A 26,206-nucleotide genomic window follows, 5' to 3' on the forward strand; every position below is an offset into this window, starting at 1 on the left:
TTGCCACGCTCCTTGCAGTCGCTCGCAATGACGTACCAACGATAAAAAATGTTATTTATCAACAATATCTACATAATAGATTAGTTTATTAGTTTTTAAAACATTATCGTCACGCTGTAATATTACATTACCAAATAGAATAAGTTGTTTATTATCGAAAAAATATTTAGCACTATCTGCAAGTAATAATTCATTATTTATTTTTCTTTCTACAGTCAATTTAGTAGGGACAACTATATGATCAATAGTTTGCTTTTCATCTATTGTTTTGTAAAAAATGTATAATTCTTTCGTTCTAAGGATCGCATTATCGAAGTAAACAATAACATTTCCAAGATATTCTGCCTTTTGTTTGGTTCTATCAATAATTAAAGTATCAGATGTTATATGTAAATTTGAAATATTTTTATCATTAGCATATATTACGGTACTAATTATAAGAAGTAAAACAAGTTTAATAATCCGATAAATCGATGATTGTAGAGACATTGCCTTTAAAAATTATAATATTATTTTCATCCTTCGTATTAAAACTATCCGAAGTAATTGAAGAGTTTTTGTAAAGTAACTTAGCAGGGGAATGACCGGTTATATTCTTATTTACTAAATCAATCCTTGCATCGTTAGTGTTAAATATGATCTCATCAAAAAAAAGTTTTACATCGTTTTTTAAATCTAATATGTTTGATTCTTCATCTAAAAAGCCTTCTTTCGCGTTGATAATAAGAGTTTGATCTTGATTTACATTATAAATAGCATTTATTATATCTAGTTTATATTTATTATCCGACTCTTTTATAGCTCGCTCAGTTTTAATCTTATATGCATTTAAATTTTTATTTACTCCTTCAAAAATTAAATCTTTCAATATAATATTATATTTTAAATCAAAATTTTTATTATCTTTTAAACTTTTTTTTGTAACGTTAATATCATGTTCTTCATTAATATAACCGCTTTTAATTAATATATATCCTATATACAAAATTCCAATTATTATTAAAAGATATATAGATTTCCAAATTTTTTTTCGCCGTTTATAAGAAGAGGACATAGATTTTAGCTAACTCCTATGCGTAGTAAATCATGAATATGAATAATGCCTATAATAACATTATCATCAACAATCGGTATATTAGTGATATTCTTGGTTTTCATTAAATTTAAAGCCTCTTTTGCAAATATGTCCGATGAGATATGAATAGGGTTTTTGGTCATAATGCTTGATGCTGTTTTTAAGTGAATTTGGTCGTTAATATGACGACGTAAATCCCCGTCGGTTATAATTCCTACCAAATTTTGGTTTTTATCCGTGACAAGTGTACAACCTAAACGTTTTTTATTCATAACAATTATAGTTTCAGCAAAGGAAGTATCTTCATATACTAAAGGTATTTCATCACCGCTACGCATTAGGTTTTTAATTTTTGTTAAATTAGCACCGATTGTACCTCCCGGATGATAAATTTTAAAATCATCTTTAGTAAAGCCTCGTTTTTCATGTATAACAGTCATTAAAGCATCACCGAGTGATAACATTATTAAAGATGATATAGTAGGAGCTCCAATTATAGAAGCTTCCGGGTATTCAGGTACTATTAATAAAAAATCGCTTCTTTTAGCTAAAGTGGAATTTTTATTCATTGTCATTACAGCAATTTTTATGGAAGAGTTCTTGCAATATTCAATTATATTAAATAGCTCTTTAGTTTCACCGGAATTAGATAGCATAATTACTAGATCATTTCTCGTCACCATACCTAAATCGCCGTGACTTGCTTCTGCCGGATGTAAATAAAAAGCAGGCATACCGGTTGAAGAAAAGCTAGCAGCTATTTTTCTTGCAATATAACCGCTTTTACCTATACCCGTTAAAATTACCCGTCCTTTAAAAGATAATAAAAATTCTATAATTCTGTTAAAGTCTTCAGGGATATTTTCGGATAATTTTTCTAAAGCACTTGCTTCACTAGAAATAACTCTCTTTGCGATGATGCGGTAATTATTTGTGTTGGTCATTATGTATGCTCATTTGTGAAAAAATCGTCACTGCGAGCACACGAAAACGTTGTTACATGGCTCGGAAAACCCGCTCAATGTCATTCCCGCATAGGCATTGTTGCATGGATTGGAAAACGCATTCGGTGTTATACCGTGGCTTGACCACGGTATCCAAAAAATAATCTAAAGTACTAATAATTTTAGTATTTTAAACTGGATCCCGCGATCAAGTCGCGGGATGACAGCGGTAGAATTGATCCACGCAACAATATCTCCTCGCAATGACGTTCTATGTAAAATACTTACGTTCTGTAATTACTTCAGCAGTTTCAGCATTATTATCTTCATTCCAAGCTCGTTTTTTACTAGAATCACGTCGCTCAGGTTCTGAATTTTCCTTAGCATTATTAACATTATTTTTTGGCTTTGGATTATTTGAAGATTTATCTTTATCGGCATTTTTAATAGTTAATTTTGCTTTGCATTTATTATCAAAACCTATTAGCTTAACTTTTACTATATCGCCTTGTTTCAAAACACTGCTAACCGTTTCTATTCTTTCTTCTGAAATTTCACTAATATGAACAAAGCCGTCTTTACTACCTAAATAATTAATAAAAGCACCGGAATCTAAGACTTTCATTACCGTGCCGTTAAATATTTCACCGATTTCAGGTTCAACAGCAATAGCTTTAATTTTATCTAAGGCGACTTTTAGCTTATCTCTATCTGAAGCATAAACAGAAACGCTGCCGTCATCGCTTATATCTATTTTAGCACCGCTAGTTTCACAAATTTCCTTTATTACTTTACCGCCCGGTCCTATAATATCTCTAATTTTATCCTTATCTATTTTTATAGTAGTAGTAGAAGGAGCATTCTTACTTAGTTCGCTATTTGGTTTACTGATAACATTATTCATTTGCTCAAGTATATGCAAACGACCGAGTCGTGCTTGCTCTAAAGCTACTTTCATTATTTTAAAATCTACTCCGGATATTTTGATATCCATTTGTAATGCAGTAATCCCTTCGCTAGTTCCTGCAACCTTAAAGTCCATATCACCGAAATAATCCTCATCTCCAAGAATATCGGATAATACCGCAAATTTTTTGCCTTCCTTAACAAGTCCCATAGCAATACCCGCAACCGGTGCTTTTATCGGTACGCCGGCATACATTAAAGCAAGAGAACTACCGCAAACAGTTGCCATTGAAGAAGAACCGTTAGACTCCGTAGTTTCGGCAACTACTCTAATAGAATAAGGAAATTGTACTTTATTAGGTAATATTGGATTAATAGCACGCCATGCGAGTTTACCGTGTCCGACTTCACGACGACTAGGTGCTTTCATCGGCATTGCTTCATTTACAGAGTAGGGCGGGAAGATATAATTAAGCATAAAACGCTCTTTATACTCACCCTCTAAACTGTCAACTATCTGCTCATCTAAACTAGTACCAAATGTAGTGCTAACTAAGCTTTGCGTTTCGCCTCTAGTAAATAAAGCTGAACCGTGTGCGGAAGGTAATAAACCTATTTCACAAGCAATTTGTCTTATATCCGTAGTACTTCTTCCATCGATACGTCTATTTTTTTCTAAAATCTCGTTACGTACTATATCTGATTCAATAGATTTTAAAGCCGATTCGATTTGATAATTATTATATTTTTTATTTTCTATGTCGCTTATAAAATGTGTAAGAACTTTTTCAGGTATTAAATCTAAATTAGTGCTACGTTCTTGTTTAGATTTAATCGCAAAAGCTTGTTCAATTTCTTTTATAAATAACTTCTCAATTTCTTTCTTTAATGAGGCGGGATATAAATCTTGCATTTCAAGCTTTGTTTTTTTAACTTCTTCTGCTAGTTCTTTAATTATCTTTACTACCGGCTGGAAGCTCTCAAATCCAAATTTTACAGCTTCTAACATTTGTTCTTCAGAGAGGAAATGAGCTTCCGATTCAACCATCATTACTGAATCTGATGTTCCTGCAACTACTAAATCAAGCTGACTTGTTTTTAATAATTCAAGTGTCGGATTTAAAACAAATTCACCGTTGATTAAACCGACTTTACTTGCAGCAACTATTTCTAGATAAGGAGCAGGGGATAGGCTAAGTGCAGCCGATGCACCGATAATTGCAAGTACATCTACCGGAGTTTCAGGATCATATGAAAGAACACTGCAAATTACATGCGTTTCATTCACAAAAGCCGGATGAAATAACGGTCTAATTGGTCTATCTATTAAACGAGATACTAAAACTTCTCTATCTGATGCTTTTCCCTCACGTTTAAAAAATCCTCCGGGTATCTTACCGGCAGCATATGCCATTTCTCTGTAATTAATTGTTAAAGGAAAAAAACCTATACCCTCTTTTGCTTTGTTAGCTACTACTGCCGTACATAATAAAACGGAATTACCCATTTTTACCATAACTGCCCCGTCAGCCTGTCGTGCTATTCTACCTGTACTAAGCTCAAGAACTTTTCCGTTCCATGTAATACTCTTAGTTATTTCGTTAAACATCTATTTATCTCATTTCATAATTTATATTACATTTCGTCATTGCAAGCAGCCGTAGGCTGCGTGGCAATCTCATGAAATAATAACAAACTCCTGAGGTTGCTTCGTAAATTGCTATGCAATTTCTTCGCAATGACGATTATTTAATTACTTAATCTTTCTAATTCCTAGCTTACTGATTAACTCTAGATATTCACTAATATTATTCTTTTTAATATAGTTAAGTAATCTGCGGCGACGCCCGACTAAAATTAATAATCCACGTCTTGAAGTATGATCTTTATGGTTAAATTTAAAATGCTCGGTTAAATTATTGATTCTTTCAGTTAAGATAGCACATTGCACTGCACTTGAACCTGTATCATTTTCTGTTATAGCATATTCTTTAATTAATTGTTGTTTACGTTCTTGTGTAATCGACATCGATAATTTCTCCTTATTTGATAGATTTCTATGGTGTTAAATTAAATACTCGTAAAGAATTAAAGCAACTCTTATTTAAGCTACCTATTGCAAGCAAAACGCCTTTATAGCGAACCCATAAAAGATTAACGTCTTTTTCATAATTAAATAAACATTTCTGTCCGTATTTAATTTGCTGTGCTTGGCTGTCAGTTGCATCAAGAACCAGGATGTCGTCCAGTATTGCTTCTATCTTTATGCTTTTTTCCTCTAGGGAATTTTTGGTAATTTCGTCAGGCGATTTAATTCGGATAGCATTTTCTTCTTTCAATATTCCAACCTGAGTACGGCGTAATTCTATCACAAATCCTAAACTTTGCAAGGACAATGCCAAATCTTCTGCTAAAGTCCTTATATAAGTACCTTTTGAGCATTCCGTATAGTATATAGCGGTAGCATTTTTCTCACCAAAATTTAAACATTTTAGATCATAAATAGTTATATTTCGTGGCTTTAATTCTACTTCTTTCCCCTCTCTTGCCAATTTATAAGCTCTTACACCGTTAACTTTAAGAGCTGAAAAAGCCGGCGGTATTTGTGTTACGTTACCGATAAATTTAGAACATACGGCATAAGCCTCTTCTTGAGAAGGGATATAATCTTTCGTTGCTATTACTTTACCGGCATAATCGCCGCTATCTGTTTGTGTTCCGAATTTTATGGTAAAAATATAGGCTTTTCTAGCATCAATTAGTAGCTGTATCAGCTTTGTAGCTTCGCCTATGGCAAGGGGCAATACTCCTTCCGCTTCAACGTCTAAAGTACCGGCATGCCCTATCTTGGTTTTACCGAGTATTTTTTTTACTATACTAACAAGTTTAGCAGAACTTATACCTCTTGGTTTATAAATATTTAACCAATAATTACTCATTTTAATTTGATTGTAACTTGACTTAAATTTAGAAAATCTTTAATATATAATTCTAGCCAATAGCAAGATATAGGTTAGACCAAATAATGACGATTAACCCCAGTAATATAGAAAATTCTTCCTCTAAAATCAATAGCCGTCTTTCCAAACTTACCGATTATATCTGGCCTATAAAACGCCATGAAGTTTCTAAATTTTTATTCATCACTTTATTAATGTTCTATATTTTATTTATCCAAAATTTAATCAGAGCTTTAAAAGATAGTATTGTTACTACTATGATCGGTGCCGAGACTATCTCGTTTTTGAAGTTTTGGGGAGTGATGCCGTCAGCTTTCTTAATGACTGCTATATATGTAAAGCTTGTTAATAGGATGAAAGCAGAAAATATATTTTATCTTATTATATCAATATTCTTAACATTCTTTGCCCTTTTTGCTTACGTTATTTTTCCAAATCATGAAATACTGCATTTAAGCCCTGTAACCGTTCAAAATTTAACGGCAAGTTTACCTAATTTAAAATGGTTTATATTGCTTTTATCAAAATGGAGTTTTTCGCTATTTTATATAATAGCCGAATTATGGCCAAACGTAGTTTTCGCATTACTTTTTTGGCAGTTTGTTAATAACATTACTACAGTGGAAGAATCTAAAAGATTTTATCCATTATTCGGTTTACTTAGTCAAACAGGTATTTATTTAGCAGGGCAGTTTTTAGAAAATCTAAGTAATATTAATGATTACATAACTAATAAATTTGCATTGCAATCGTCTTTTCATATGCTTTCTATACAAATTATACTAACTATAGTATTAATTTTAGGCATAATAGCTATTAAAACTTTTTGGTTGCTTAATCATAAAGTACTAGATAAAGAGCATATGGCATTACTCAGGTTTAAAGCAAAGAAAAAATCTATGACTATTGCCGAAAGTTTTCAAATGATTCTATCGTCAAGACATATTAGATTAATTGCAACTTTGCTTATCTGCTATGGCATTGCCATTAATTTAGTAGAAGGTCCTTGGAAAGCAGCAGCTACTAAAATTTATAAAACTCCAACCGAATATGCAGCTTTTATAGGAAGTTATTTGAGCTATACCGGAGTATTTACTATTTTATTTGTAGTACTTGGCTCAAATATAGTTAGAAGACTTGGCTGGTTTACGGCAGCTGTTATCACACCTTTAATAGTTTTTACTACCGGAATATTATTTTTTGCCGTTAATAATTTTGAAGGATTTGCCGGCTTAATAATAGCAAATTTTATTCTAACCGATCCTGCTTTAATTGCTATAACAATAGGTGCTATTCAAAATGTGCTTAGTAAATCAAGCAAATATACCTTATTTGATTCAACAAAAGAAATGGCCTATGTTCCTTTAGATCCGGAAATAAAAATAAAAGGTAAAGCTACTGCCGACGTGATAGGTACAAAACTCGGTAAATCCGGTAGTGCGTTTTTACAATCATTGGTATTTATAATATTACCTTCCGCTAGTTATCAATCTATTTCTATCTGTTTAATGATTATATTTATAATTACTTGCTTAACTTGGCTTTGGGTAACTAAAGAACTCAATAAAGAATATAAAAATTCTATTAAATTTTCTCAATAATAATATCAGTTTTTTCTTGATATTACTAAAATCTCTATATACTATCTTTAACAGTATAACACAAACTACAAATAATGTATCATCCCGTGGCTTGACCACGGGATCTCTTATCGCAGACTATTTCCTGAGATACCGCGATCAAGTCGCGGTATGACATTCGGTTTGTGCTAATTAATTTTTGGTTAAATTAGAGGTTTTATGAGTAAAGACGGTAACCCAGATACAAGTGAATTTGATCCTTTAAATAGAGAATTTACAGAAGAAGAAAAACAGCAACAAACGAAACAAGAACAAGAACTTTTTTCTCAAACTACACCGGCGACAGCTGACGATGGTTTTATGGTTGCATCTTCTGCTCAATCTACCCCTTCAATTAGTGTTTTATCAGGCAATATCTCCCCTGACGGTCAGACATCAGACCCAATAACCAAGGCTGTAAGAGAAACAATTATACAACCACAAAAAGATAATTTAATAGAACAAATATTAAAAGACCTGGCAGTCCTTGCAGACCGTAATTTAGCTGAACAAAAAAGAAAAGAAATAGAAGAGGAAAAAGAAAAAGATAAAACATTAAGTGCTTTTTTCGGTAATCCGGCTAATAGAGAATTTATTGATAGGGCTTTAGAAAATCCTGAACTTAAAAAGAAATTAGAATCAATAGAAATAGCCGGCTATAAAAATGTTCTCTCAATATATAGTGCCGCTAATGGGTATCAAGGTGGATTTAAGCCGGTACAGTGGGAACCCCAAATAAGTGCAAGCGGTCTTAGAGCCACGGTAGTTAAAAATGATGTAGGTGATGAACTTTGTACTTTAAATGAAATAACTGTTAAAACTAAACCTTTTACTGTAGCTAAACAAGACGGTACTCAGGTTCAGGTCAGCTCATATAGAGAAATAGATTTTCCTATAAAACTTGATAAAGCCGATGGGTCAATGCATTTATCGATGGTAGCATTAAAAGCTGATGGCACAAAGCCCTCCAAAGATAAAGCAGTATATTTTACCGCTCACTACGAAGAAGGACCAAACGGTAAACCATTACTTAAAGAAATAAGCTCACCTCAACCTTTAAAATTTGCCGGAACTGGAGATGATGCAGTAGCTTATATTGAGCATGGAGGAGAAATTTATACACTTGCGGTAACACGCGGTAAATATAAAGAAATGATGAAAGAGGTAGAGTTAAACAAAGGACAAAGTGTTGATTTATCACAAACTATAGCTGAAGATTTAACAAAGGTGCAAGGTCGATCTCAGGAAACACCACAACCAATAATAACTCCAAATCAAGAATTAAAATCATCTATTGAAACGCCTACTGCTACACAAATGCCATCAATTACCCCTGCCAACCAGCCACTGCAACCTGAGACTTCACAAGTACAGCCGCCGCAACCACAACAAGCTCAATCTTCAGGAATTCCAAATCCAGTGCTTAATGCAGCTATAGCTTTATCAGGCAGCATGCAAGATTTATTAAATTATGTAAATACAGGTTTAACAAAAGAAACTGACGGCAATAAACAAATTGATTTAATTAAAGAAGCAGCCACAGCAATTCTTAATAATGAAAAAAGTGATATTGCTGAAAAGCAGGCTAATATCATTGCTTTAGCTGAAAATACGGTCAATAATAAAGACCTCACACCGGACGCAAAAGTAGCTGGAGTAAATGCGATATTAGAAACCATAAAAAATGATCAGAATACTCCAGACCTAGAAAAATCAAAAATGCTTGAAGCTACAGTAGCTATAGCTTTAAATTCAGAGAATCTTGAGCCAAAGCAAAAACAGCAGATGTTAGAAAAGGCAGTAGATGTCGGTTTAAGTCTTAAAGATGATGCAAGTAGAGCTGCGGCAATTGACGGTATTACGGATGCTGTAATAAAAAGTAACCTTTCTACTGAAGATAAAGGGACAATGCTTATAGCAGTAGATGATAAGGTTAATGCCTCTGAATTAAGCAATGCGGAAAAACAAAAATTATTAGGTTCTGTATTAAAGAAAGGTGTAGAAACCCAAGTTTTCAGCCCGGAACAACAACAATTGATGCAACAGAATTTAGATAAGATTACGGCGGAACAAACTAAAAAAGATACAATAAAAAAAGTAAATGATATTTTATTTGATCCTCTAAGTAATACTGAATTAAAAACAACAAACATACAAGCCATTACGGCTAATGTTTTAGATAGTCCGGCTAAAGTAGAGGTAAAAAGTGAAATAATTGAAGGAATTACTAACACAGTTGCAGGAAGCTCGCTTGAAGCTAAAGACAAAGCAGAGATTGTTAAAGGCGTAGGCAAGGCTATAGCTACTCATAGTGACACCTCTTTATCCTTACCGGATAAAGCACTTATTATGGCATCAGCGGAAAAAGGTATTGCAGAAAGTAAGACTGATTTACCTGATAGAGAGCTAATGACTAAAGGGTTAGTAGAAGGTGTTTATGAAAGCAAAACAGATCCTGAAATCACTAAGGAAATGCCTAAGGCAGTTTCTAGCGGGATTAATAATAGTAATATTAATGGCTCTGAGAAAGAGGCACTTAAAAAAGCTAAAGATACAGTGAGTGAGGCAGCTTTAGATAGAGAAACTCAAAATTTAAATAAAGATTTACAAGGGCAAAATATAGAAGAAATTCAGCCTCACCATGATATATATAACAAATCCCAAGATATGACTGATGCATTAAAAAATGTTATTGATCCTGTTTTAGAGGCTCATTCAGAAGAACAAATGGCGAAAAAAACTTCTAGTATATTAAATGATATCTCTAGTTATGTCGAGAGAATAAAAAGTACTTTTCGTGATCCTTTAGATATAGCTAAAGAAAAAAAAAAGGAATCAATAAAAAAAGTAGATGAGCTGGTAAAGGAATTTGGTACTAAATCTTCTACTGAAGAACAGCAAAGTTTCATTAAAGCTAATTTAATTGATGATAAAACTTTATCTAAAGAGGTACGTTTACAAACTATAGATAAGTTATTACAAGAACAAGAACAAAAACAAGCAGAAGCAGTTGAAAACCCTAGTATTAAAACGGAAGATGTAAGGGTAGTATCAGGACAGTCTGAATTAAAACCTATAAGTAAAGATGAGCCGGATATTGAAAAAGCTAAAATGGTAGTAGAAAGAGATAGAGTTAATATCAAAGATAATATAAAAATTATGGGAGCATTAATGAATGCAAGAGATAGCATTCAGTTGGAAAATTTAAATAAATCAACACCTATTAAAAGAGAGTCTTCCCCTCTACAACGCTGATCAAGATTTATATTCTGTATATTATAGGACAAGCGATACATTCCCGCTTCCGCGGGAATGACATAGATGATATCAAAACATAATCAGGATGCCAGCTTGCCTTTATGCATTAGTGTTTAGTTTTTCTTTTCCGGCTAGACATTTTACTAAATTATTAACGGCTTGTTGTTCTTCCGTGCTATTAATTTTCATAAAATTTCTTGAAACTTCAATGCACATACGTTGATGTTGAGTATGTACGGGCTGCGGTTTATTAGCTTCTTCTAAACCTTCAAAGAAATAATCAATATTCCTATCTAAAGCTTCTGCGATTAGTACTAGCCTTCCTACAGAAATTCTATTAATTGCTTTTTCATATTTTTGTAATTGTTGATGAGTAACATCAATTACTTCAGCAAGTTGTTGACGAGACAACCCCTTAGCGAGTCTTAAAGAATAAATTTTCTTGCCGATAAAACTATCGATTTTTTGTATAATATCGTTTTTTCTACCCATTATCTTCTCCTTGGTTACTAATTATATCTATATTTAAAAATTTTCTTTGAACAAAAATGATATTATCCTATATTATTATAAAACATGTGGTTATCCATAATTTTATACCATATCCAATTATAAGTAGAAATAATACCATAAATTAATATTATAAGCAACTATAAAATAACATTTTTTAAGTTTTTTGTAATCATTTGGTAAATAATTATTAAAGAATCGTGCAAAATTATTTCTTATCAAATAAAAATACCATAAGAACTTTAAAATTATTTTAAAGTTAAAATATGAATATCTTATGTTTTAAAAACTTATTTACTGAAGCATAAATTACAATTTATAAAAATATAAAATTAATGCAAGGGAAAATTTCATTTCTATATTAATATTTCAAATCAAGGATAAAGTATAGTTTCATTTTAATTATAAATTAATTATTTACAGCAAACTTATTTAAGATTAAGTATAAAATTAATAATAATAACTTAGCTTTTATAATGAGAAAAATTTTTAATTGTCTTTACGTAGCCTTATTTAGAACAATAGAAGATGATGGCGTTGAACATTCGGGATATATGTCATTTATGATACTTTTATCTATTTTCCCTTTCCTAGTATTCTTATTAGCTTTAACAAGCTTTTTAGGAGCTTCAGAACTTGGTCAAAATTTTATACAAATTTTTCTAGAGAGTCTTCCGGAACAAGCAACGGAATCAATAGAAAAGAGAATACGAGAATTACTAAGTGCTCCTCCTCAAAGTTTAATGAATCTTGCCATAGTAGGCAGTATTTGGACTGCTTCTTCTTTTGTAGAATGTTTAAGGACTATTTTAAATCGTGTATATCAAATAAAATCTCCCCCCCCTTATATAAGAAGAAGATTACTTAGTATTATACAGTTTCTTATAATTAGTGCCTTGATTATCTTTACTATGTTTCTTTTAGTGGTAATTCCAATATTATTTACAAAAATTCCGATAATATTAGAGACCATTGAAAAATATAAGATCATTTTAAATTTTATAAGATATTCTTTAATTTTAATTTTATTATTTTTAGGTGCCTCGTCTTTGTATTATATATTACCTAATGTAACACTAAATTTTGTTGATGTATTTCCAGGGGCTTTATTAACTGTGATATTATGGATAATAAGCGGCTATTTGCTTTCAACTTATATAGTCTACTATAATCAATTAAATCTAATGTATGGTTCTCTTGGTAGTATAATAGTTACATTAATATTCTTCTATATTATAAATATGATATTTATCTATGGTGCGGAATTTAATTATCTAATGAAAAATTATGAAAATATAGAGTGAAGTGCGGCTTAAAGCACTTCATAAGTATTTAGTTTTACAAAAATAAAATAATTAATTGAAATAATTTCGGCAGTTTTATATTTAAAACTTTATATCAATCTTTATTTTAGTTGTAAGAAAACAATTATTTTTTAGTTTTTAGGTTTTGTGAACAAAATACAAATTATTTAAAAAACTCCGGTTTAAATAACATAAAGCTATCCTGAGATGATGTAGGTAATGGAATTAAATTATATTGTAGATCGAAAGCGTTCCCGTAAATTTTTTCTATTTTTTGGAGCGAACTTGGAGATTTTAAAGCCAATAATATTGATTTTAAAATAGTAAAAATTGCTATATACGGATCGGTTTCAGGGGAAGATAAGCGATGTTCTAAACGTTTGGGAAAAGAATTTGGAATTCGTACGGCTACGCTTCTATTATTTCCACCGTACGATATATGCGTAGGAGCCATAAATTTTTTATTTATCCGTGAATAATCTAGAGTAGTCGGCATAAAAGCGAGTAGGGTGTCTAACATATAGTGACATAGCCCTTGTGCTGCTAAAATTATATAATAATCATTGAACTCAGAATTAAAATTAATATGAAAATGCATACTATTACCATAATCATCCAAAAACGGCTTAGGAGAAAAATCTATATAACCGTTTAACTGCTGTGCCATTTTTTTTAAAATAGTTTTAACCTCTAATATATTTTTTATATATTGTATTAAGTTTACAGAAGGAGGGAGATCTATTTCAAATTGGTTATTGCCTTTTTCTTTTTTTATTTTAGAAATTTTAAATCTAGCTAAGTATTTTCTTGAAAGTATTTCAAATTTAGCTATATCAATATTGTGACTTAAATAAAACTCTATTTCTACGCCGATAATAGGGATTAGGTTATAGTCTTGATGAAATTGTGCTATTATTTTTTCCAGCTGTTTATTTTTTTGTAAACGACCGGATAAAGTATTAATAAAACTATTATAATTAATATAGGGTATTTTCATGGAAGGATTAATAAACGGATCAGTTTATTATAAAATTTTTGATAAAACATTCAATAATTCTAGTCATAGATATATAAAAAAAAATAACTCTATAAATGAAACAGAAATAGTTGAAAACAAAAAATCTATTACTACTTATTTTAAAGCACAAGATATTTTAATTTTAAACCAAGTACATGGCAATCAAATTGTTAATGCTGATGAGTCCATAATTGCCGTACCTGAGGCAGATGGAAGCATTACAACTAAGAAAAATTTAGTATTAGCGGTACAATCGGCAGATTGTGTACCGGTACTACTTGCAAGCGGCGACGGTAAAATAATCGGAGCGGCACATGCAGGTTGGAAAGGAAGTATAAATAATATTATTAGTAATATAGTTACTAATATGACAGAAAAAGGAGCAAAGAATTTAATAGCAGTGATAGGTCCTGCTATAGCTCAAAGTTCATATGAAGTTGATGATGAATATTATAAAGCTTTCTTAAGTAAGGATATTAACAATAAACAGTTTTTTATAAACTCGATAAAAGAAAATCATTATATGTTTGATTTACCGGCTTTTGTAGAGTTAAAACTTAAAGAAGCAGGCGTTAAAGATATAAAAAATATTGGTGAAGATACTTACACAAATCCGTTAAAATATCCAAGCAAAAGACGCTCATATCATTTGCAAGAACCTTATAATCAGAATATATTATCAGCTATCGTAATTAAATAATGGCATTGCTAAATAAATATTGATGGTTTGAAAAAGCTACGTCATTGCGAGGAGGCGTTATTGCATGGATCAATTCCATCCCTGTCATCCCATAACTTGATCGCGAGATCCAGTTTAAAATACTAAAATTATTAGTATTTTAAGTTGTTTTCTGGATACCGTGGTCAAGCCACGGTATGACACCCAGTGCGTTTTTCGATCCACGCAACAATGCCCGCTCGCAATGACGATATCTATCTTTATTTAGCAATGCCAAAATAACTCTTCATTTATCCGGAGTATATTAATGAATCAAGAGAAACCTTACTATCAAATAGTTTATGCACCTAACGATATTTTTAAAAAACAAGCAGAATATATAGACATTGTTGATGATAATATTCATACTATTGTCGATAAAATGCTTCAGACTTTACATATAGAAAGGGCAGTGGGGCTAGGTGCTAATATGGTAGGAATATTAAAGCGTATAGCAGTAGTTGACCTACATGAAAATAATAAATCATCGCCTATAGTTTTTATTAATCCGGAAATAACTTATTTTTCGGAAGAAAAACAAACTTTTATTGAGCGTTCTTTATCGTTTCCAGGCATTGAAGCATCTATTACACGATCAAAAGCAATCACGGTAAAGTATCTTGATTATAACGGTAATAAACAAGAACTAGAAGCAGAAGGCTTTCTAGCAACCGTGATTCAACATGAAATAGATTACTTAAACGGCAAAACTTTCTTAGATCATTTATCAAAACTTAAGCATGATACACTCCTTAAAAAGATGCTAAAGCATATAAAACTCCATCCTCCACATATTCACAGTAGCAGTTGTAGGCATTAAAGTTTTTGACATTTGAATTTAAAATATGTTATAACTGACTAGTTAATTATATGAAAAACACAATTACAGCCTTTGATGCTAAAACCCATTTTTCTAAATTGTTAGACTGAGCTAGTAAAGGTGAAGAAATTTTAATTACTAAAAGAGGAAAAGCTGCTGCAAAAATTGTTCCTATTAATTCTCATAATAATGTAGAGATTGCAAATATAGCAGCTCTCAGACTTCGGAAACTTGCAAAAGAAATTAATTTACAACCATCGGATCTAGAAGTATGGCTAAATTACAGGAATGAGGGTAAGAAGTAAAGAAGATGGTCTCTTTTGTTTTAGATTCTTCAGTAGCTTTATCCTGGCTTATGCCTGATGAAGTAGCAAATTTAGGAATATTAGATAAAACGGTAAAAGAAGGAGTAATCGTCCCTTCTATTTGGAGACTTGAGATTGGAAGTGTATTACTATGTGCAGAGCGTGCAAAACCTTACTCCAAATCAACGCCATCAAGCAATTTATACTTTAAAGGATATTTACATCAAAATTGATCAAATAACACTGGAACATATATGGTTTGAGACAATGGATTTAGCCGTACAATATGGATTAATACTTTATGATGCTAGAGCTATTTAGAGCTAGCATTACGCTGTGGGTTACCAATAGCAACACTTGATAAATCCTTAAAACAAGCAAGTAAAGCCGTTGGGGTTGTGGTGTTGTGATCACATCTTCACAAGTCGCAGCCAAGCTTCCCAGTCGCGTTTGCCTAAATCTTCTTCAAACGATAATAAGTCTTTTACCGTTTGCTTACATATTTCTATGGAAGGGATTATAAGTTCTTGTTCTTTTGTGGAATTTAGCAGACATTGTGTTTTACAAGCTTGTTCTAAATGGTAAGTATAAAACATAGCTTCATGAATAGTTTTTCCGCAGGTAATAGCACCGTGATTACGAAGTAACATCACGTAGTTTTGCTTAAGGTCATTAACAAGTCTAGTGCTTTGCTTGTCAGCATCTAGCACTAGAGAATTATAATCATGATATGATATTCTATCGTAAAAATGTAATGCCCACTGGCTGATCGGTAAAAGCCCGTATTTTAAAGCAGAAACCGCAATAGCTGCGGGAGTATGATAATGAAAAATAGCAGAAATATCAGGGCGTGCTTTGTAAATACTACCATGAATAAAGTAACCAGTTTTATTATATTGATATTCCTCCCCTTCTAAAATTTTTCCGTCTAAACTAACTTTTAAAAGATTCTCCATAGTTACTTCTTCAAACCTTAGTCCAAAAGGATAAATATAGTAAAAATTGGCATTTTTAGGTCTTGCGGATAGATGCGTATAGGTATGATCATCCAGCGATAAATACGCCATTATTCGGTAAGCAGCAGCTAAATTATATTTTATATCCATTATTGTTAAATCTATATTGGTTTTATGTCATTCCCACGTGGCATTATTGCGTGGATTCCAAATCATCATTGTGAGCAGTCGTAGACTGCGTGGCAATCCATAAAAAATAATATAAAAATGTTAAATTAACATTTTTTTACTGGATTGCTTAATCAATTGCTACGCAATTTCCTCGCAATGACGGATAAACCGAGCCATGCAATAAAGCCTACAGTCGCTCGCAATGACGTAAGAGTATTCAAGCCATCAATATTGAATACCCAAAAAAGGAGCATATACCGCTTCTTCCTTTGTTTCTATCATCGCTTCTTTAGGAGTTTTTATACATTCTTGTAAATATTTTTTCCCTAAATACGGTGCTATATTATAATTTAATATATAACATTGTAAATTATCTTTCTTACCGCTAAAGTTAAATTCAATTTTATTTCCTTGCTTCAATAGCTTTTTAATCTCTGTTGTTTGCTGGATAAAATTCTTTTGTTCTAAGTTTAAGTGTTTGATTCTTAGTATATTTTTTACTACAGAAAACGTAGAAACAGCAAGAAGCAGAAGGAATATAAATAACTCTTTATTACTTTGCTTAATAGACTTCGGACACTCTACTTCTAGGGGTAATTTGTACGTCGATCCAGTACTCGAATCCTCACGTACGTTTGTGTACACTGCGGTGCTGTGTTCCGTGTCTCCTTCAAATTCCTCCCTAAACCCTCGTTTCTGAAGAGATCTATTTAAGAAAATACTATTTTTAACATATGCAGCTGCAATCATTCCGATACTGATAATATAACATCCAAGGTATCTAAGTAACGATGCTCCTCTAATTGCCTCCTCATAGCTAAAGTTAAAGAAATATAAATATAATCGCCACAAGGCAAAAATTATAAAACAAGCAAACGTACTTATCAGAAAAAATTTATATTCTTTCAGCAAATCCGGTTTATATTTATGAATTCCGTACCATGCAGCTATACAAATAGTATATACAACTAAACTTCCTTCTTTTACTAAGAATAACAAGAGAAATTTACCGTAATTTAGTAATAATAACCTATGCTGTTCATTAAAATTTTCAGCAATATATACTAAATTGCTAAAACTATGTTCGCCTCTGTCAAAAAAATCATGAGTATTTTTGAAATAATGCATCCAAATAAAATTATATAAAATCGGTAAGGTAAGTAGAATTAGATATGTAATATAATCGCTTGATTTTTTAGGTTTTTTATAAAAAATTGTATAATGAGCTATAAGAATTACCGAAGCAAAACTTGCAAACCATGTTCCAATTTCTCGGAAAGAGGCAAGCAATATCGTGATAGGTAAAATAAGCAATAATGCTTTCTTCTTGTCTTCCTCAAGGATATAAATTGCAACAATAGCTCCGAACATTAAGCCGATAGTACTATCGTTATATATAGAGCGAATTCCAGTCGTATATAATACTACACTGCAAAGTATTAGTGAAAACAACACACCGGTTTGCCACAATTTCTTATTTGCGGCTAAAGGAACTAGAAATGCTAAATGTAATAAGAAATGTGCAAATAATACGTTACCATCTGAATAACCTGAAAGTGAAAGTATGAAGTAATGATAAACGGCGGCTCCTCTTGGATAATGTGCATGAGTAGTAATAATGGAGGTTAACGAAGACTGATTCTCAAAAACACCGAAATATAGCAATTCTTTAGTAAATATCCCCCAATGTGAGAAATCATCATAAGCATGCAGCGATGCATCTCTTGTATAAAGAAAAAACAAAAGAATCAATAAAGTAAATACGATGATTTCAATTATATTTTTTCTAGATTCCTGCTTTCGAAAGAATGACATAAAGGGCAGGAATGACGTAAAGGGTAAGGATGACATGAAGCACAGAAATGACACGAAAGCTAAAAATATACCGATGAAATAACTTACATATGTTGCAGCCAATAATAGCTTTAACATAGCAAAACAATATAAAATCGGTACTAATATGCTGATTGTTACTGGAATAGCGAAAGTCAATTTTGTTTTGAAATATTTGGCAAAAAAAGACGAAAAGCCAAAAATACTTAATATCGGTATTATGATCATATATTTTTAAAAATAATAAATTTAGGTATTCTATCCAACAAATATAAAAATGTAAACCTTGCAATTTCTTAAGAAAAAGATTATAATGCCTAATTTTTTAATAATCTATTAGTTAATTTGAGTAAATATATGGGGAAGAAAAGTAAAAGCAAACAAAATCAGAATAATAATTTTTCTATTGAGGTTAACGAAAGATTTAGAAAAGAAACGGTAGATTATTTAATTAAAAAACATAAAGATGCGATAATAACTCCTGCATTATAAGATACAAATTTAGAAGTTTTAAAAGCACTTCTTGAGAAAAAGGAAGGAATAAAATTAAGTGAGGAGGAGGCAGTAAGTCACTTTAAACTTTTAATAGGAATAAATGATAGGGCAGATATTCTTAAATATTTTATAGAAGAATTAAAATTAAATTTTAAATCAATAATAAACAATGAAAATGGAGATAGTATTTTACATTTTGCAGTAACATTTGGAGCTAAAAAATGTTTAGAATCTCTTTTAGGTATAGGAAAATATAATATAAATACTACAAATGGTAGTGATGCTACACCTTTAACATATGCATGTTTTTATGAAGATATTATAAATTTATTAGTTCAAAAGGGTGCTAAAATAGATCAACAAACTATAGAGGTTTTTACACGTTCTTCATATTCTTATGATGAAGGGAAAGAAGTTATTGAATCTTTCATCTAATAAAAAATATACGCTTTTTAAAGCCTAAAAAGATTATAAGGATATAAAACTTACAATTTTAAATAATTCTTCTAGAGATAAAGATAATTCTCCATCATTTTGTGAGCTATGTAAGCTACTAGAAGGAGTGGAAAAAAGATAAATATAGTTATTACAAGCTTTATATTATGTAAGAAATATTCATTACTTCCACAAGTAATTACAGAACAAAAAAAATAATTAACGATAAAATAGTTCAATTAAAGTCAACAGCAAATGCTAAAGTAAAGGAAAATATTTTAGTAGATATATCCGATGGATTGTATGTACTAAGAAATATTTATAAGATTTTTACATTTTCAGGTCACGAAAACTTAAAGGATTATATATTAGAAATCGCGGAACAACATTTTGGGGATGCATCTAATTATTAGCTATTTATTCAGATTTAATGGGTGCTTCCGCAAATAGAGGTGATATTTTTGAAACTAAGGATTATATAAAAAAATTGAATAAAATTTTCATTTATTAGAAAAACAAACAACTAATAATATGGAAAAAGGCTTATATCATAATTTGGGAAAAGTGTATAATTTAAGCGATAAAAATAAAGCACTTTTATATTTAAATAAAGTAGAAGCACTCACTACCAATGATGAAGAAATAGTAAAAGATAAATATTATATTTCTCTAGGTTTTAAAAACTTTCAAGCTGCTATTGATGAAGCAAGAAAAATATATGATCAAGACTATACGGATCTTTTAATTATTAAAGCTCTTCGAGAATCAGGGGAACAAGTATCTGATATACTAAAAAAATGTAATTTTAACGATAGATTTTCTTTTAAAAAATTAGCTGATAATTTTGAAAAAACCTACATATATTATGAAATACTAATAAAAAAACATTTAAGCGATAATAATATTAAAGAAGTATACGCTTCATATGATAGATTATTAAAATTTGCTTTTGTAACAGCTAATAGTAATTGGATTTACGAAACAATAGTTAAATGTTTGCAGTTATGCGTGAAAAATGAAGATTGGAATGCAGGATATAAATTCTCTTAGATAAAATTGATAAAGAACATCCTGAGATCTTAAAAAATCATAATTGCTTACTTTTAACACAGGCAGCGTTTGCTATTTATAATAAATATGAAAAATGTTTTGATAAAAGCGATGAAATTTTAACAAATCTTCATAAAAAACATCTTTATCATTGGAATGGTTAGAATTTACTATAGATGCTTATAAGTTTAAAATTTTTCAAATATGTTCTACAGGTGATTTAAGCAAAATTTCTAAATACTTACAAAATATAGAAAAAATCTCTGTTGCTCCCGAATATGTTCCTGAAATTAACTCTTTATTAACTTATAGCAAATTGATGCAATTTATATTTGAAATATCTAATGAAAATGCTTTAGTTGAAAGAACGACTACAGAAAATATAAAGAAAGAGGCGATAGTAGCAGAAGAGGTAATAGATACTCCTGCTACTAAAATAATATATGAGCCGTTTGTAAGATCAGTATCTGAAGCACCAAGGGATAAGGATAGCTTTAAAAAAATAGAAGCAATAATAAACGCAGGAGATCATGCTTCTCTTACTCAACTTGATCAAAAATTAGTTCAAAAATATTTCAAATATAAAAAAGAAAAAATACAAAAACAACAAGTATAAAAATTACTTGGAACTAAAAAGTCAATTTCATGGCATATTGGTGATAGAAAAGATTTTACAACAGAGTCAGAAGAAGTTATCAAGGTTAAGAAAAATTGGTATGCAGTAATTGATTCTAAACTAACACTTGAAAAGGTAACGTTTGATATATTTACTCAAGCTTTAAAAAAAGGAGTTGTTCATAGAAGCGAAGGTGAAAACAGAGTAAAATTCCTTGATGATAAAATAGAATTAAAAATTGATCAAGATAGCAGGTTATATCCTAGTATAGTATATCGAAACGGCGATAAACATCTAATTATATTTGATAAAAAGGGTAATCATAATGCTATTAAATATACAATAACAGAGGTAGGTGATTCTAGCGATCTTATAGGTGAGTCATCAACATTTGAAACGCCGGTTTAATCGGGGAATGTCATTCCTACGGGGTTCAGTTTTTTCGAGATTGCTATTATTTCATGAGATTGCCACGCAGCCTACGGCTGCTCGCAACGATGGCTCGGTATCCACACAATAAAGCCCACTTGCAACGACGATATTATCACCCGTGTTTAATTTTAGCTTGTGCTGCGGCGATCCTTGCTATAGGGATACGGTATGGAGAACATGATACATAGTGTAAATTCATTCTATGAAAAAATTCTATAGAGGCAGGGTTTCCTGCATGTTCTCCGCAAGCACCTAACTTTAAATTAGCATTACTGCTTTTTCCTCGTTTTATAGCAATTTCAATTAATTCTCCTACACCTTCTTCATCTAGAGTAGTAAATGGATCGGATTCAAAAATCTTTTCTTCTAAATAATATGGAAGAAAGGAGGCAATATCATCTCTAGAAATTCCGTATGTAGTCTGAGTTAAATCATTAGTACCAAAACTAAAATAGTCAACCTCCTTAGCTATTTTCTTACTGCCAAGTGCTGCCCTTGGTAGTTCTATCATAGTACCAAGCGTAAAGGAAAACTTATATCTATAACGTTGCTCTAATTCCTCTATTGCCTCATAAATATCCATTTTAAGCTTTTTTATTTCACCTACATTGCTAATTAAAGGAATCATTAGTTCTAAGTTACATTCTATATGTTCTTTTTTATGTAGCTCAAAAATAGCTGTAAAAATTGCTTCAATTTGCATTTGGTAAATTTCCGGCGAACATATACCAAGTCTACATCCACGGTGACCGAGCATAGGATTTACTTCATGCATAGCATGAAGACGTTGATTAATCATGGATAAAGGTAGATTTAAGCTATTTGCCAAATTCTTTTTATCTTCTTCGGTGGTAGGTAAAAACTCATGCAACGGCGGATCAAGTAATCTAATATTTACCGGTTTATCTTTCATTACTCTGAATAAAGCTTTAAAATCCTCAGTTTGCAGAGGTAATAATTTCTGCACGGCAAGCTTTCTCCGCTCTATATCAGGAGCAATAATCATTTCCCTTACTAAAGGAATTTTATTTTCATCAAAAAACATATGTTCGCTACGACACAAACCTATACCTTGAGCTCCAAACTTTATAGATACTAAAGCATCATTAACCGTTTCGGCATTTGCACGAACTTTTAAGCTGCTAATTTCATCTGCCCAATCTAAAATTAATTTTGATTCCTCACTGAAAGTAGGTTGAATTAAAGGCATTTCACCTAAGAAGATTTTACCGCTACCTCCGTCAATCGTTATAATATCACCTTGTTTAATCACTATGTCGTCTGCTGTTAGTATTTGCTTTTTCTCATCTATAGATAAATTACTTGTGCCGCAAACACAAGGCTTCCCTATACCTCTTGCTATAACTGCGGCATGTGAAGTCATTCCCCCTCTAATAGTTAAAATACCTGAAGAAACATGCATTCCGTTAATATCCTCGGGACTGGTATCATGGCGTACTAAAATTACTTTATGATGATGAGATAATTTTTCGGCATCATAAGGTGAAAATACTGCAATACCTGTTGCAGCCCCAGGAGAAGCAGGTAGCCCCTCGGCAATAGAAGTAAGCCCCTTACTGTAATCAATTCTTGTATGTAATAATTGATTTAACGATTCCGGATCAATTCGCATTAAGGCTTGTTCTTTAGAAATAAGCTTTTCTTTCACCATGTGTACGGCAATATTAATAGCAGCAATGGCTGTTCTTTTTGCGGTACGTGTTTGCAAGATATATAGCTTATTATTTTCTATAGTGAATTCTATATCCTGCATATCTAAGTAATGTTCTTCAAGCTTTTTCGCAATTTGTGATAACTCCTTAAACACTTCCGGCATCATTGCTTGCATAGAATTTGAATCATTTGCAATAATAGGCATAGGTGTTCTAGTTCCCGATACTATGTCTTCACCTTGAGCATTTATTAAAAACTCTCCAAAGAGCTTTTTTTCTCCTGTAGAAGGTGATCTAGTAAAAGCAACTCCCGTAGCCGAAGTTTTACCTAAATTACCGAAAACCATGGCTTGGATATTAATAGCCGTACCGAAATCCTCCGAAATATTATTGATTTTTCTATATATAATCGCTCTATTACTCATCCAAGAATGTAGCACCGCTTTAATTGCCGATTCTAACTGTTCATAAGGATCATTAATTAGTTGCTTAGTATACTTAATATGCAATCGTTTGAAATCATCAATAATTTTTTCTAATAATTCTACGGTAATGTCGTTATCTTTATAAATATCAGCTTGAATCTTATGTTTTTCATAAATTTGTTCAAATAGATCACTAGGTATAGATAATACCGTTGAGCCGTACATTTCTAAAAATCTTTTGTAACTATCAAGAGCAAATCGTTTATCACCGCACGAATCAGCAAGAGCATTACACACTTCGTTATTCATTCCGAGATTAAGGATAGTATCCATCATTCCAGGCATTGAAACCATAGAACCCGAACGCACCGATAATAACAAAGGATTGCTTGTACTGCCGAAAATTTTACCGGTAGTTATTTCAAGTTCGGTGATAGCTTTTTTTAAGTCACTTTGAAAATTTTTAGGAAAGTTATTATTGTGGGTATAAAAGTAATTACATAGCTCCGTAGTTATTGTAAAACCATCAGGAATAGGTAGTTTTAGGTTAGACATTTCGGCAAGACCAGCACCTTTATTACCAAGTATATTTTTCATGCTAGCGTTTCCATCACTACCATTACTGCCAAAATAATAAATTAATTTTTTCATATCATATATCAAAATTTGCTAACAAACTTATGTGTTTAGGAGCATTAAATACATATTTATACAGTATGAAAAAAATAGTAGCAACGTTAAATTAAGAATATCTTTAATAAAATAGTTGAAATTTTAAATTTGTTATTATACTTACTCACTTAATTATATTCTGTGTATAAAAGTCAAATTTTCAAAAAAAAATCTTATAATTTACAGCTAAAAAGAATTATAATATATTATTTTAAATTTTATCCGCAGAACCTAATAAGTTAATTGAACTTCTTCTAAATGTTATTGACTAATTTAAGAAAATTGACCATAATTCTAAATGGTCGTGCAGTTGCGTGATGATATAGCAAAGCTATAGATCACGAGGAAAGTCCGGACTCTATAGAGGTATGGTGCCGGTTAACCTCCGGCAGAGTATTATTACTTTAGGGAAAGTACCACAGAAAATATACCGCTGAATATGAATACGAAGTTCATCGAGTATTTTCGGTAAGGGTGAAAAGGTACGGTAAGAGCGTACCGGTAAGTTGGTAACAAATTACGCATGGTAAACCCCACCAAGAGCAAGATCAAATAGGCGTTACAGAACTTGTCAAGTTCCCGGGTTATCTCTAACCGGCTTGTAATGCGGGTAGATCGCTTGAGGTAAACGGTAACGTTTATCCTAGATAAATAACTGCAATGAATTTATATTCATACAGAATCCGGCTTATAGACCTTATTGTCATCCCGTGGACCTTATGTCATTCCTGCGAAAGCAGGAATGACATACGAGGTTGTTCATACAACATAGGGCAAGACACGGGATGACACCGAACTTACTATGACATAAATTTAATGAAAAAGTTATATCATTATCCTATTTGTCCTCTTTCAAGACAAGCCCGTGTCTTCTTAAAAGAATTAGATATAGAATTTACTACGATTAAAGAAGACTATTGGCAATTCAATAAAGAATTCTTAAAAATAAACCCGTCCGGAACTTTACCTGTTTTAGCAGAACAATACAGCTTATTTGTAGTAGGTATTTATCCTTTTGTCGAATATCTTAATAGCAAATATCCGAATTTTAATTTTTTAGATGAAGATATTGATATTTGTTGCGAAATTAGACGATTATTCTTTTGGTTTAACGATAAGTTTTATCGTGAAGTTACTAAGATTATTATCGATGAAAAAGTTATAAGATCAATTGCTAAAATGAGCAGCCCACGAACCGAGTTTTTACGTGCTGCAAAAAATAATTTAAATTATCATTTAGAATATATAACTTCTTTATTAGAAAAAAGAAGCTATATCGTATCGGATTCACTAACTATTGCCGATATTGCAGCAAGCTGTCACTTATCGGTACTTGATTATTTCGGTGAGATTGATTGGGATAAATGGACGCTTATCAAACATTGGTATTCACTAATTAAATCAAGACCGGCTTTTAGGTTATTATTACAAGATAGAATCCCGGGCTTTACCCCTCCGAGCTATTATACAGATTTAGATTTTTGAATATATAATTTAATAATTTGATTCTTTCCGTATCATGAGCTTTTAGTATTTTACGAATATTATTAAGAGATTGATTTTTAGATAAGCGGCTCTTGCTCCTTTATGTGAGTTGTAATAATAAGGAACAAGCAGTGGTCCTCTAACTGTCCATTGAAAATCTTTAATTCTCTTTCACCTATAACCTCTATATTTGTTCCTTTAGCAAATTCTAAATAATTGCCACTATAATGACTACCGGCACATATTCCAAGAAAATTACCGCCATTTTTTAAATAATTTTTTATATTAGCATTTCCTTTGCCTTACAATTTTTGTACATAGTATAAATCTCTTCCACCGAGTAAAATAAGTAATAAGGTGTTTTGAACCCACTTTTCGTCTATAATTTCTTGTGCAGAAATATAATCTATGTTATACTTTGGAGCATAAAGTTTTAAGGTATGCACGCAATGCTTAATACTTTCTTTTGAAACTCCTAAATCATTATAAATTTTCATTTTTATATTATTGACAAGAATATTATATA

Annotated in this window: 21 protein-coding genes, 1 other RNA gene and 4 pseudogenes; 13 read left to right on the forward strand and 13 right to left on the reverse strand. The window is 31.4% G+C overall.

The window, feature by feature from the left end; all coding sequences use genetic code 11:
- Positions 1-51 precede the first annotated feature (51 nt).
- The 6 genes from AB1146_RS06600 to truB form a co-directional block, all read right to left on the reverse strand.
- Positions 52-489 carry an LptA/OstA family protein gene (locus AB1146_RS06600; protein ID WP_010423021.1) on the reverse strand — a complete coding sequence of 146 codons (438 nt, stop codon included), beginning with the start codon at positions 487-489 and terminating at the stop codon, positions 52-54.
- Positions 455-1,054: an LPS export ABC transporter periplasmic protein LptC gene (lptC, locus tag AB1146_RS06605; RefSeq protein ID WP_355403810.1), complete on the reverse strand. Its 600-nt coding sequence runs from the start codon at positions 1,052-1,054 to the stop codon at positions 455-457. The genes AB1146_RS06600 and lptC overlap by 35 nt, the downstream gene beginning before the upstream one ends.
- Before the next feature lie 5 nt (positions 1,055-1,059).
- On the reverse strand, positions 1,060-2,019 hold the full coding sequence (locus AB1146_RS06610; protein WP_010423018.1) for an SIS domain-containing protein: 960 nt from the start codon (positions 2,017-2,019) through the stop codon (positions 1,060-1,062).
- Positions 2,020-2,290: 271 nt separating this feature from the next.
- Positions 2,291-4,534 carry a polyribonucleotide nucleotidyltransferase gene (pnp, locus tag AB1146_RS06620; protein WP_010423017.1) on the reverse strand — a complete coding sequence of 748 codons (2,244 nt, stop codon included), beginning with the start codon at positions 4,532-4,534 and terminating at the stop codon, positions 2,291-2,293.
- Positions 4,535-4,678: 144 nt separating this feature from the next.
- Complete coding sequence (rpsO, locus tag AB1146_RS06625; RefSeq protein ID WP_010423016.1) at positions 4,679-4,954, reverse strand: 30S ribosomal protein S15; 276 nt, start codon at positions 4,952-4,954, stop codon at positions 4,679-4,681.
- A gap of 28 nt (positions 4,955-4,982) precedes the next feature.
- Entirely contained in the window at positions 4,983-5,864 is an 882-nt protein-coding gene (gene truB / locus AB1146_RS06630; protein ID WP_010423015.1) for a tRNA pseudouridine(55) synthase TruB, read from the reverse strand.
- Between the two features lie 86 nt (positions 5,865-5,950).
- On the opposite strand from truB, the gene tlc4 reads away from it, so the two are divergent.
- Positions 5,951-7,486 (forward strand): NTP/NDP exchange transporter Tlc4, encoded by a 1,536-nt coding sequence (gene tlc4 / locus AB1146_RS06635; protein ID WP_010423014.1) that lies wholly within the window; start codon positions 5,951-5,953, stop codon positions 7,484-7,486.
- Positions 7,487-7,684: 198 nt separating this feature from the next.
- Complete coding sequence (locus AB1146_RS06640) at positions 7,685-10,759, forward strand: Sca4 family spreading effector (RefSeq protein ID WP_355403816.1); 3,075 nt, start codon at positions 7,685-7,687, stop codon at positions 10,757-10,759.
- A gap of 102 nt (positions 10,760-10,861) precedes the next feature.
- Here AB1146_RS06640 and AB1146_RS06645 read toward each other — a convergent pair whose 3' ends face one another.
- Positions 10,862-11,254 (reverse strand): helix-turn-helix domain-containing protein, encoded by a 393-nt coding sequence (locus AB1146_RS06645; RefSeq protein ID WP_010423013.1) that lies wholly within the window; start codon positions 11,252-11,254, stop codon positions 10,862-10,864.
- Positions 11,255-11,748: 494 nt separating this feature from the next.
- Between AB1146_RS06645 and AB1146_RS06650 the strand changes: the two genes are divergently transcribed.
- A complete protein-coding gene (locus tag AB1146_RS06650; protein WP_010423012.1) occupies positions 11,749-12,576 on the forward strand; it encodes a YihY/virulence factor BrkB family protein in 828 nt (275 codons plus the stop codon).
- Positions 12,577-12,739: 163 nt separating this feature from the next.
- Here AB1146_RS06650 and AB1146_RS06655 read toward each other — a convergent pair whose 3' ends face one another.
- Positions 12,740-13,573 carry a glutamine synthetase family protein gene (locus tag AB1146_RS06655; protein WP_355403820.1) on the reverse strand — a complete coding sequence of 278 codons (834 nt, stop codon included), beginning with the start codon at positions 13,571-13,573 and terminating at the stop codon, positions 12,740-12,742.
- Between AB1146_RS06655 and pgeF the strand changes: the two genes are divergently transcribed.
- Positions 13,572-14,294 carry a peptidoglycan editing factor PgeF gene (pgeF, locus tag AB1146_RS06660; protein WP_010423005.1) on the forward strand — a complete coding sequence of 241 codons (723 nt, stop codon included), beginning with the start codon at positions 13,572-13,574 and terminating at the stop codon, positions 14,292-14,294. The genes AB1146_RS06655 and pgeF overlap by 2 nt on opposite strands.
- A gap of 52 nt (positions 14,295-14,346) precedes the next feature.
- Here the strand turns inward: pgeF and AB1146_RS08635 are convergent.
- Positions 14,347-14,502: pseudogene (locus tag AB1146_RS08635) on the reverse strand (MFS transporter); the annotation flags it as partial.
- Between the two features lie 78 nt (positions 14,503-14,580).
- Here AB1146_RS08635 and def point away from each other — a divergent pair.
- The 3 genes and pseudogenes from def to AB1146_RS08640 all read left to right on the forward strand — a co-directional run bounded on the left by def (position 14,581) and on the right by AB1146_RS08640 (position 15,847).
- Positions 14,581-15,132 carry a peptide deformylase gene (gene def / locus AB1146_RS06670; RefSeq protein ID WP_010423001.1) on the forward strand — a complete coding sequence of 184 codons (552 nt, stop codon included), beginning with the start codon at positions 14,581-14,583 and terminating at the stop codon, positions 15,130-15,132.
- 50 nt (positions 15,133-15,182) lie between these two features.
- Positions 15,183-15,437, forward strand: a pseudogene (locus tag AB1146_RS06675) (type II toxin-antitoxin system Phd/YefM family antitoxin).
- A gap of 5 nt (positions 15,438-15,442) precedes the next feature.
- A pseudogene (locus AB1146_RS08640) lies at positions 15,443-15,847 on the forward strand (type II toxin-antitoxin system VapC family toxin).
- Here the strand turns inward: AB1146_RS08640 and AB1146_RS06685 are convergent.
- Together AB1146_RS06685 and AB1146_RS06690 are read right to left on the reverse strand one after the other, a co-directional pair.
- Positions 15,848-16,543, reverse strand: a complete 696-nt coding sequence (locus tag AB1146_RS06685) for a class II aldolase/adducin family protein (RefSeq protein WP_010422995.1) — start codon at positions 16,541-16,543, stop codon at positions 15,848-15,850.
- A 246-nt stretch (positions 16,544-16,789) separates the two neighbouring features.
- Complete coding sequence (locus AB1146_RS06690) at positions 16,790-18,379, reverse strand: palindromic element RPE1 domain-containing protein (RefSeq protein WP_010422991.1); 1,590 nt, start codon at positions 18,377-18,379, stop codon at positions 16,790-16,792.
- Positions 18,380-18,754: 375 nt separating this feature from the next.
- Between AB1146_RS06690 and AB1146_RS06700 the strand changes: the two genes are divergently transcribed.
- The 4 genes from AB1146_RS06700 to AB1146_RS06715 all read left to right on the forward strand — a co-directional run bounded on the left by AB1146_RS06700 (position 18,755) and on the right by AB1146_RS06715 (position 20,993).
- The gene (locus AB1146_RS06700) at positions 18,755-18,889 is read left to right on the forward strand and encodes a hypothetical protein (RefSeq protein ID WP_269572100.1); all 135 of its coding nucleotides are present in this window, start codon (positions 18,755-18,757) and stop codon (positions 18,887-18,889) included.
- Between the two features lie 117 nt (positions 18,890-19,006).
- Positions 19,007-19,327, forward strand: a complete 321-nt coding sequence (locus AB1146_RS06705) for an ankyrin repeat domain-containing protein (protein ID WP_355404485.1) — start codon at positions 19,007-19,009, stop codon at positions 19,325-19,327.
- A 531-nt stretch (positions 19,328-19,858) separates the two neighbouring features.
- Positions 19,859-20,377, forward strand: a complete 519-nt coding sequence (locus tag AB1146_RS06710; protein ID WP_010422989.1) for a hypothetical protein — start codon at positions 19,859-19,861, stop codon at positions 20,375-20,377.
- Positions 20,378-20,528: 151 nt separating this feature from the next.
- Positions 20,529-20,993, forward strand: a complete 465-nt coding sequence (locus AB1146_RS06715) for a hypothetical protein (RefSeq protein WP_010422986.1) — start codon at positions 20,529-20,531, stop codon at positions 20,991-20,993.
- A gap of 544 nt (positions 20,994-21,537) precedes the next feature.
- On the opposite strand, the gene ppdK is transcribed toward AB1146_RS06715, so the two are convergent.
- Positions 21,538-24,174, reverse strand: a complete 2,637-nt coding sequence (gene ppdK, locus AB1146_RS06720; RefSeq protein WP_010422984.1) for a pyruvate, phosphate dikinase — start codon at positions 24,172-24,174, stop codon at positions 21,538-21,540.
- Between the two features lie 315 nt (positions 24,175-24,489).
- On the opposite strand from ppdK, the gene rnpB reads away from it, so the two are divergent.
- Both rnpB and AB1146_RS06730 read left to right on the forward strand, forming a co-directional pair.
- Positions 24,490-24,902, forward strand: an RNA gene (gene rnpB, locus AB1146_RS06725) — RNase P RNA component class A.
- A gap of 109 nt (positions 24,903-25,011) precedes the next feature.
- On the forward strand, positions 25,012-25,680 hold the full coding sequence (locus tag AB1146_RS06730) for a glutathione S-transferase family protein (protein WP_010422982.1): 669 nt from the start codon (positions 25,012-25,014) through the stop codon (positions 25,678-25,680).
- On the opposite strand, the pseudogene AB1146_RS06735 reads toward AB1146_RS06730, so the two are convergent.
- A pseudogene (locus AB1146_RS06735) lies at positions 25,643-26,183 on the reverse strand (BPL-N domain-containing protein). The gene AB1146_RS06730 and the pseudogene AB1146_RS06735 sit on opposite strands and share 38 nt — an antisense overlap.
- Between the last annotated feature and the right edge of the window lie 23 nt (positions 26,184-26,206).

The sequence above is a fragment of the Rickettsia helvetica genome, from assembly GCF_963970025.1.
Lineage (GTDB): Bacteria > Pseudomonadota > Alphaproteobacteria > Rickettsiales > Rickettsiaceae > Rickettsia > Rickettsia helvetica.

Excerpts from the sequence above, each read along its gene's own strand:
- pnp (WP_010423017.1), bottom strand. The coding sequence starts at position 4,534 with ATGTTTAACGAAATAACTAAGAGTATTACATGGAACGGAAAAGTTCTT.
- AB1146_RS06685 (WP_010422995.1), bottom strand. The coding sequence starts at position 16,543 with ATGGATATAAAATATAATTTAGCTGCTGCTTACCGAATAATGGCGTAT.
- AB1146_RS06640 (WP_355403816.1), top strand. The coding sequence starts at position 7,685 with ATGAGTAAAGACGGTAACCCAGATACAAGTGAATTTGATCCTTTAAAT.
- AB1146_RS06730 (WP_010422982.1), top strand. The coding sequence starts at position 25,012 with ATGAAAAAGTTATATCATTATCCTATTTGTCCTCTTTCAAGACAAGCC.
- AB1146_RS06610 (WP_010423018.1), bottom strand. The coding sequence starts at position 2,019 with ATGACCAACACAAATAATTACCGCATCATCGCAAAGAGAGTTATTTCT.
- AB1146_RS06650 (WP_010423012.1), top strand. The coding sequence starts at position 11,749 with ATGAGAAAAATTTTTAATTGTCTTTACGTAGCCTTATTTAGAACAATA.
- def (WP_010423001.1), top strand. The coding sequence starts at position 14,581 with ATGAATCAAGAGAAACCTTACTATCAAATAGTTTATGCACCTAACGAT.
- rpsO (WP_010423016.1), bottom strand. The coding sequence starts at position 4,954 with ATGTCGATTACACAAGAACGTAAACAACAATTAATTAAAGAATATGCT.
- ppdK (WP_010422984.1), bottom strand. The coding sequence starts at position 24,174 with ATGAAAAAATTAATTTATTATTTTGGCAGTAATGGTAGTGATGGAAAC.
- pgeF (WP_010423005.1), top strand. The coding sequence starts at position 13,572 with ATGGAAGGATTAATAAACGGATCAGTTTATTATAAAATTTTTGATAAA.
- AB1146_RS06645 (WP_010423013.1), bottom strand. The coding sequence starts at position 11,254 with ATGGGTAGAAAAAACGATATTATACAAAAAATCGATAGTTTTATCGGC.
- AB1146_RS06655 (WP_355403820.1), bottom strand. The coding sequence starts at position 13,573 with ATGAAAATACCCTATATTAATTATAATAGTTTTATTAATACTTTATCC.
- AB1146_RS06710 (WP_010422989.1), top strand. The coding sequence starts at position 19,859 with ATGGAAAAAGGCTTATATCATAATTTGGGAAAAGTGTATAATTTAAGC.
- tlc4 (WP_010423014.1), top strand. The coding sequence starts at position 5,951 with ATGACGATTAACCCCAGTAATATAGAAAATTCTTCCTCTAAAATCAAT.
- AB1146_RS06700 (WP_269572100.1), top strand. The coding sequence starts at position 18,755 with ATGGGGAAGAAAAGTAAAAGCAAACAAAATCAGAATAATAATTTTTCT.
- AB1146_RS06600 (WP_010423021.1), bottom strand. The coding sequence starts at position 489 with ATGTCTCTACAATCATCGATTTATCGGATTATTAAACTTGTTTTACTT.
- AB1146_RS06690 (WP_010422991.1), bottom strand. The coding sequence starts at position 18,379 with ATGTCATTCTTTCGAAAGCAGGAATCTAGAAAAAATATAATTGAAATC.
- truB (WP_010423015.1), bottom strand. The coding sequence starts at position 5,864 with ATGAGTAATTATTGGTTAAATATTTATAAACCAAGAGGTATAAGTTCT.
- lptC (WP_355403810.1), bottom strand. The coding sequence starts at position 1,054 with ATGTCCTCTTCTTATAAACGGCGAAAAAAAATTTGGAAATCTATATAT.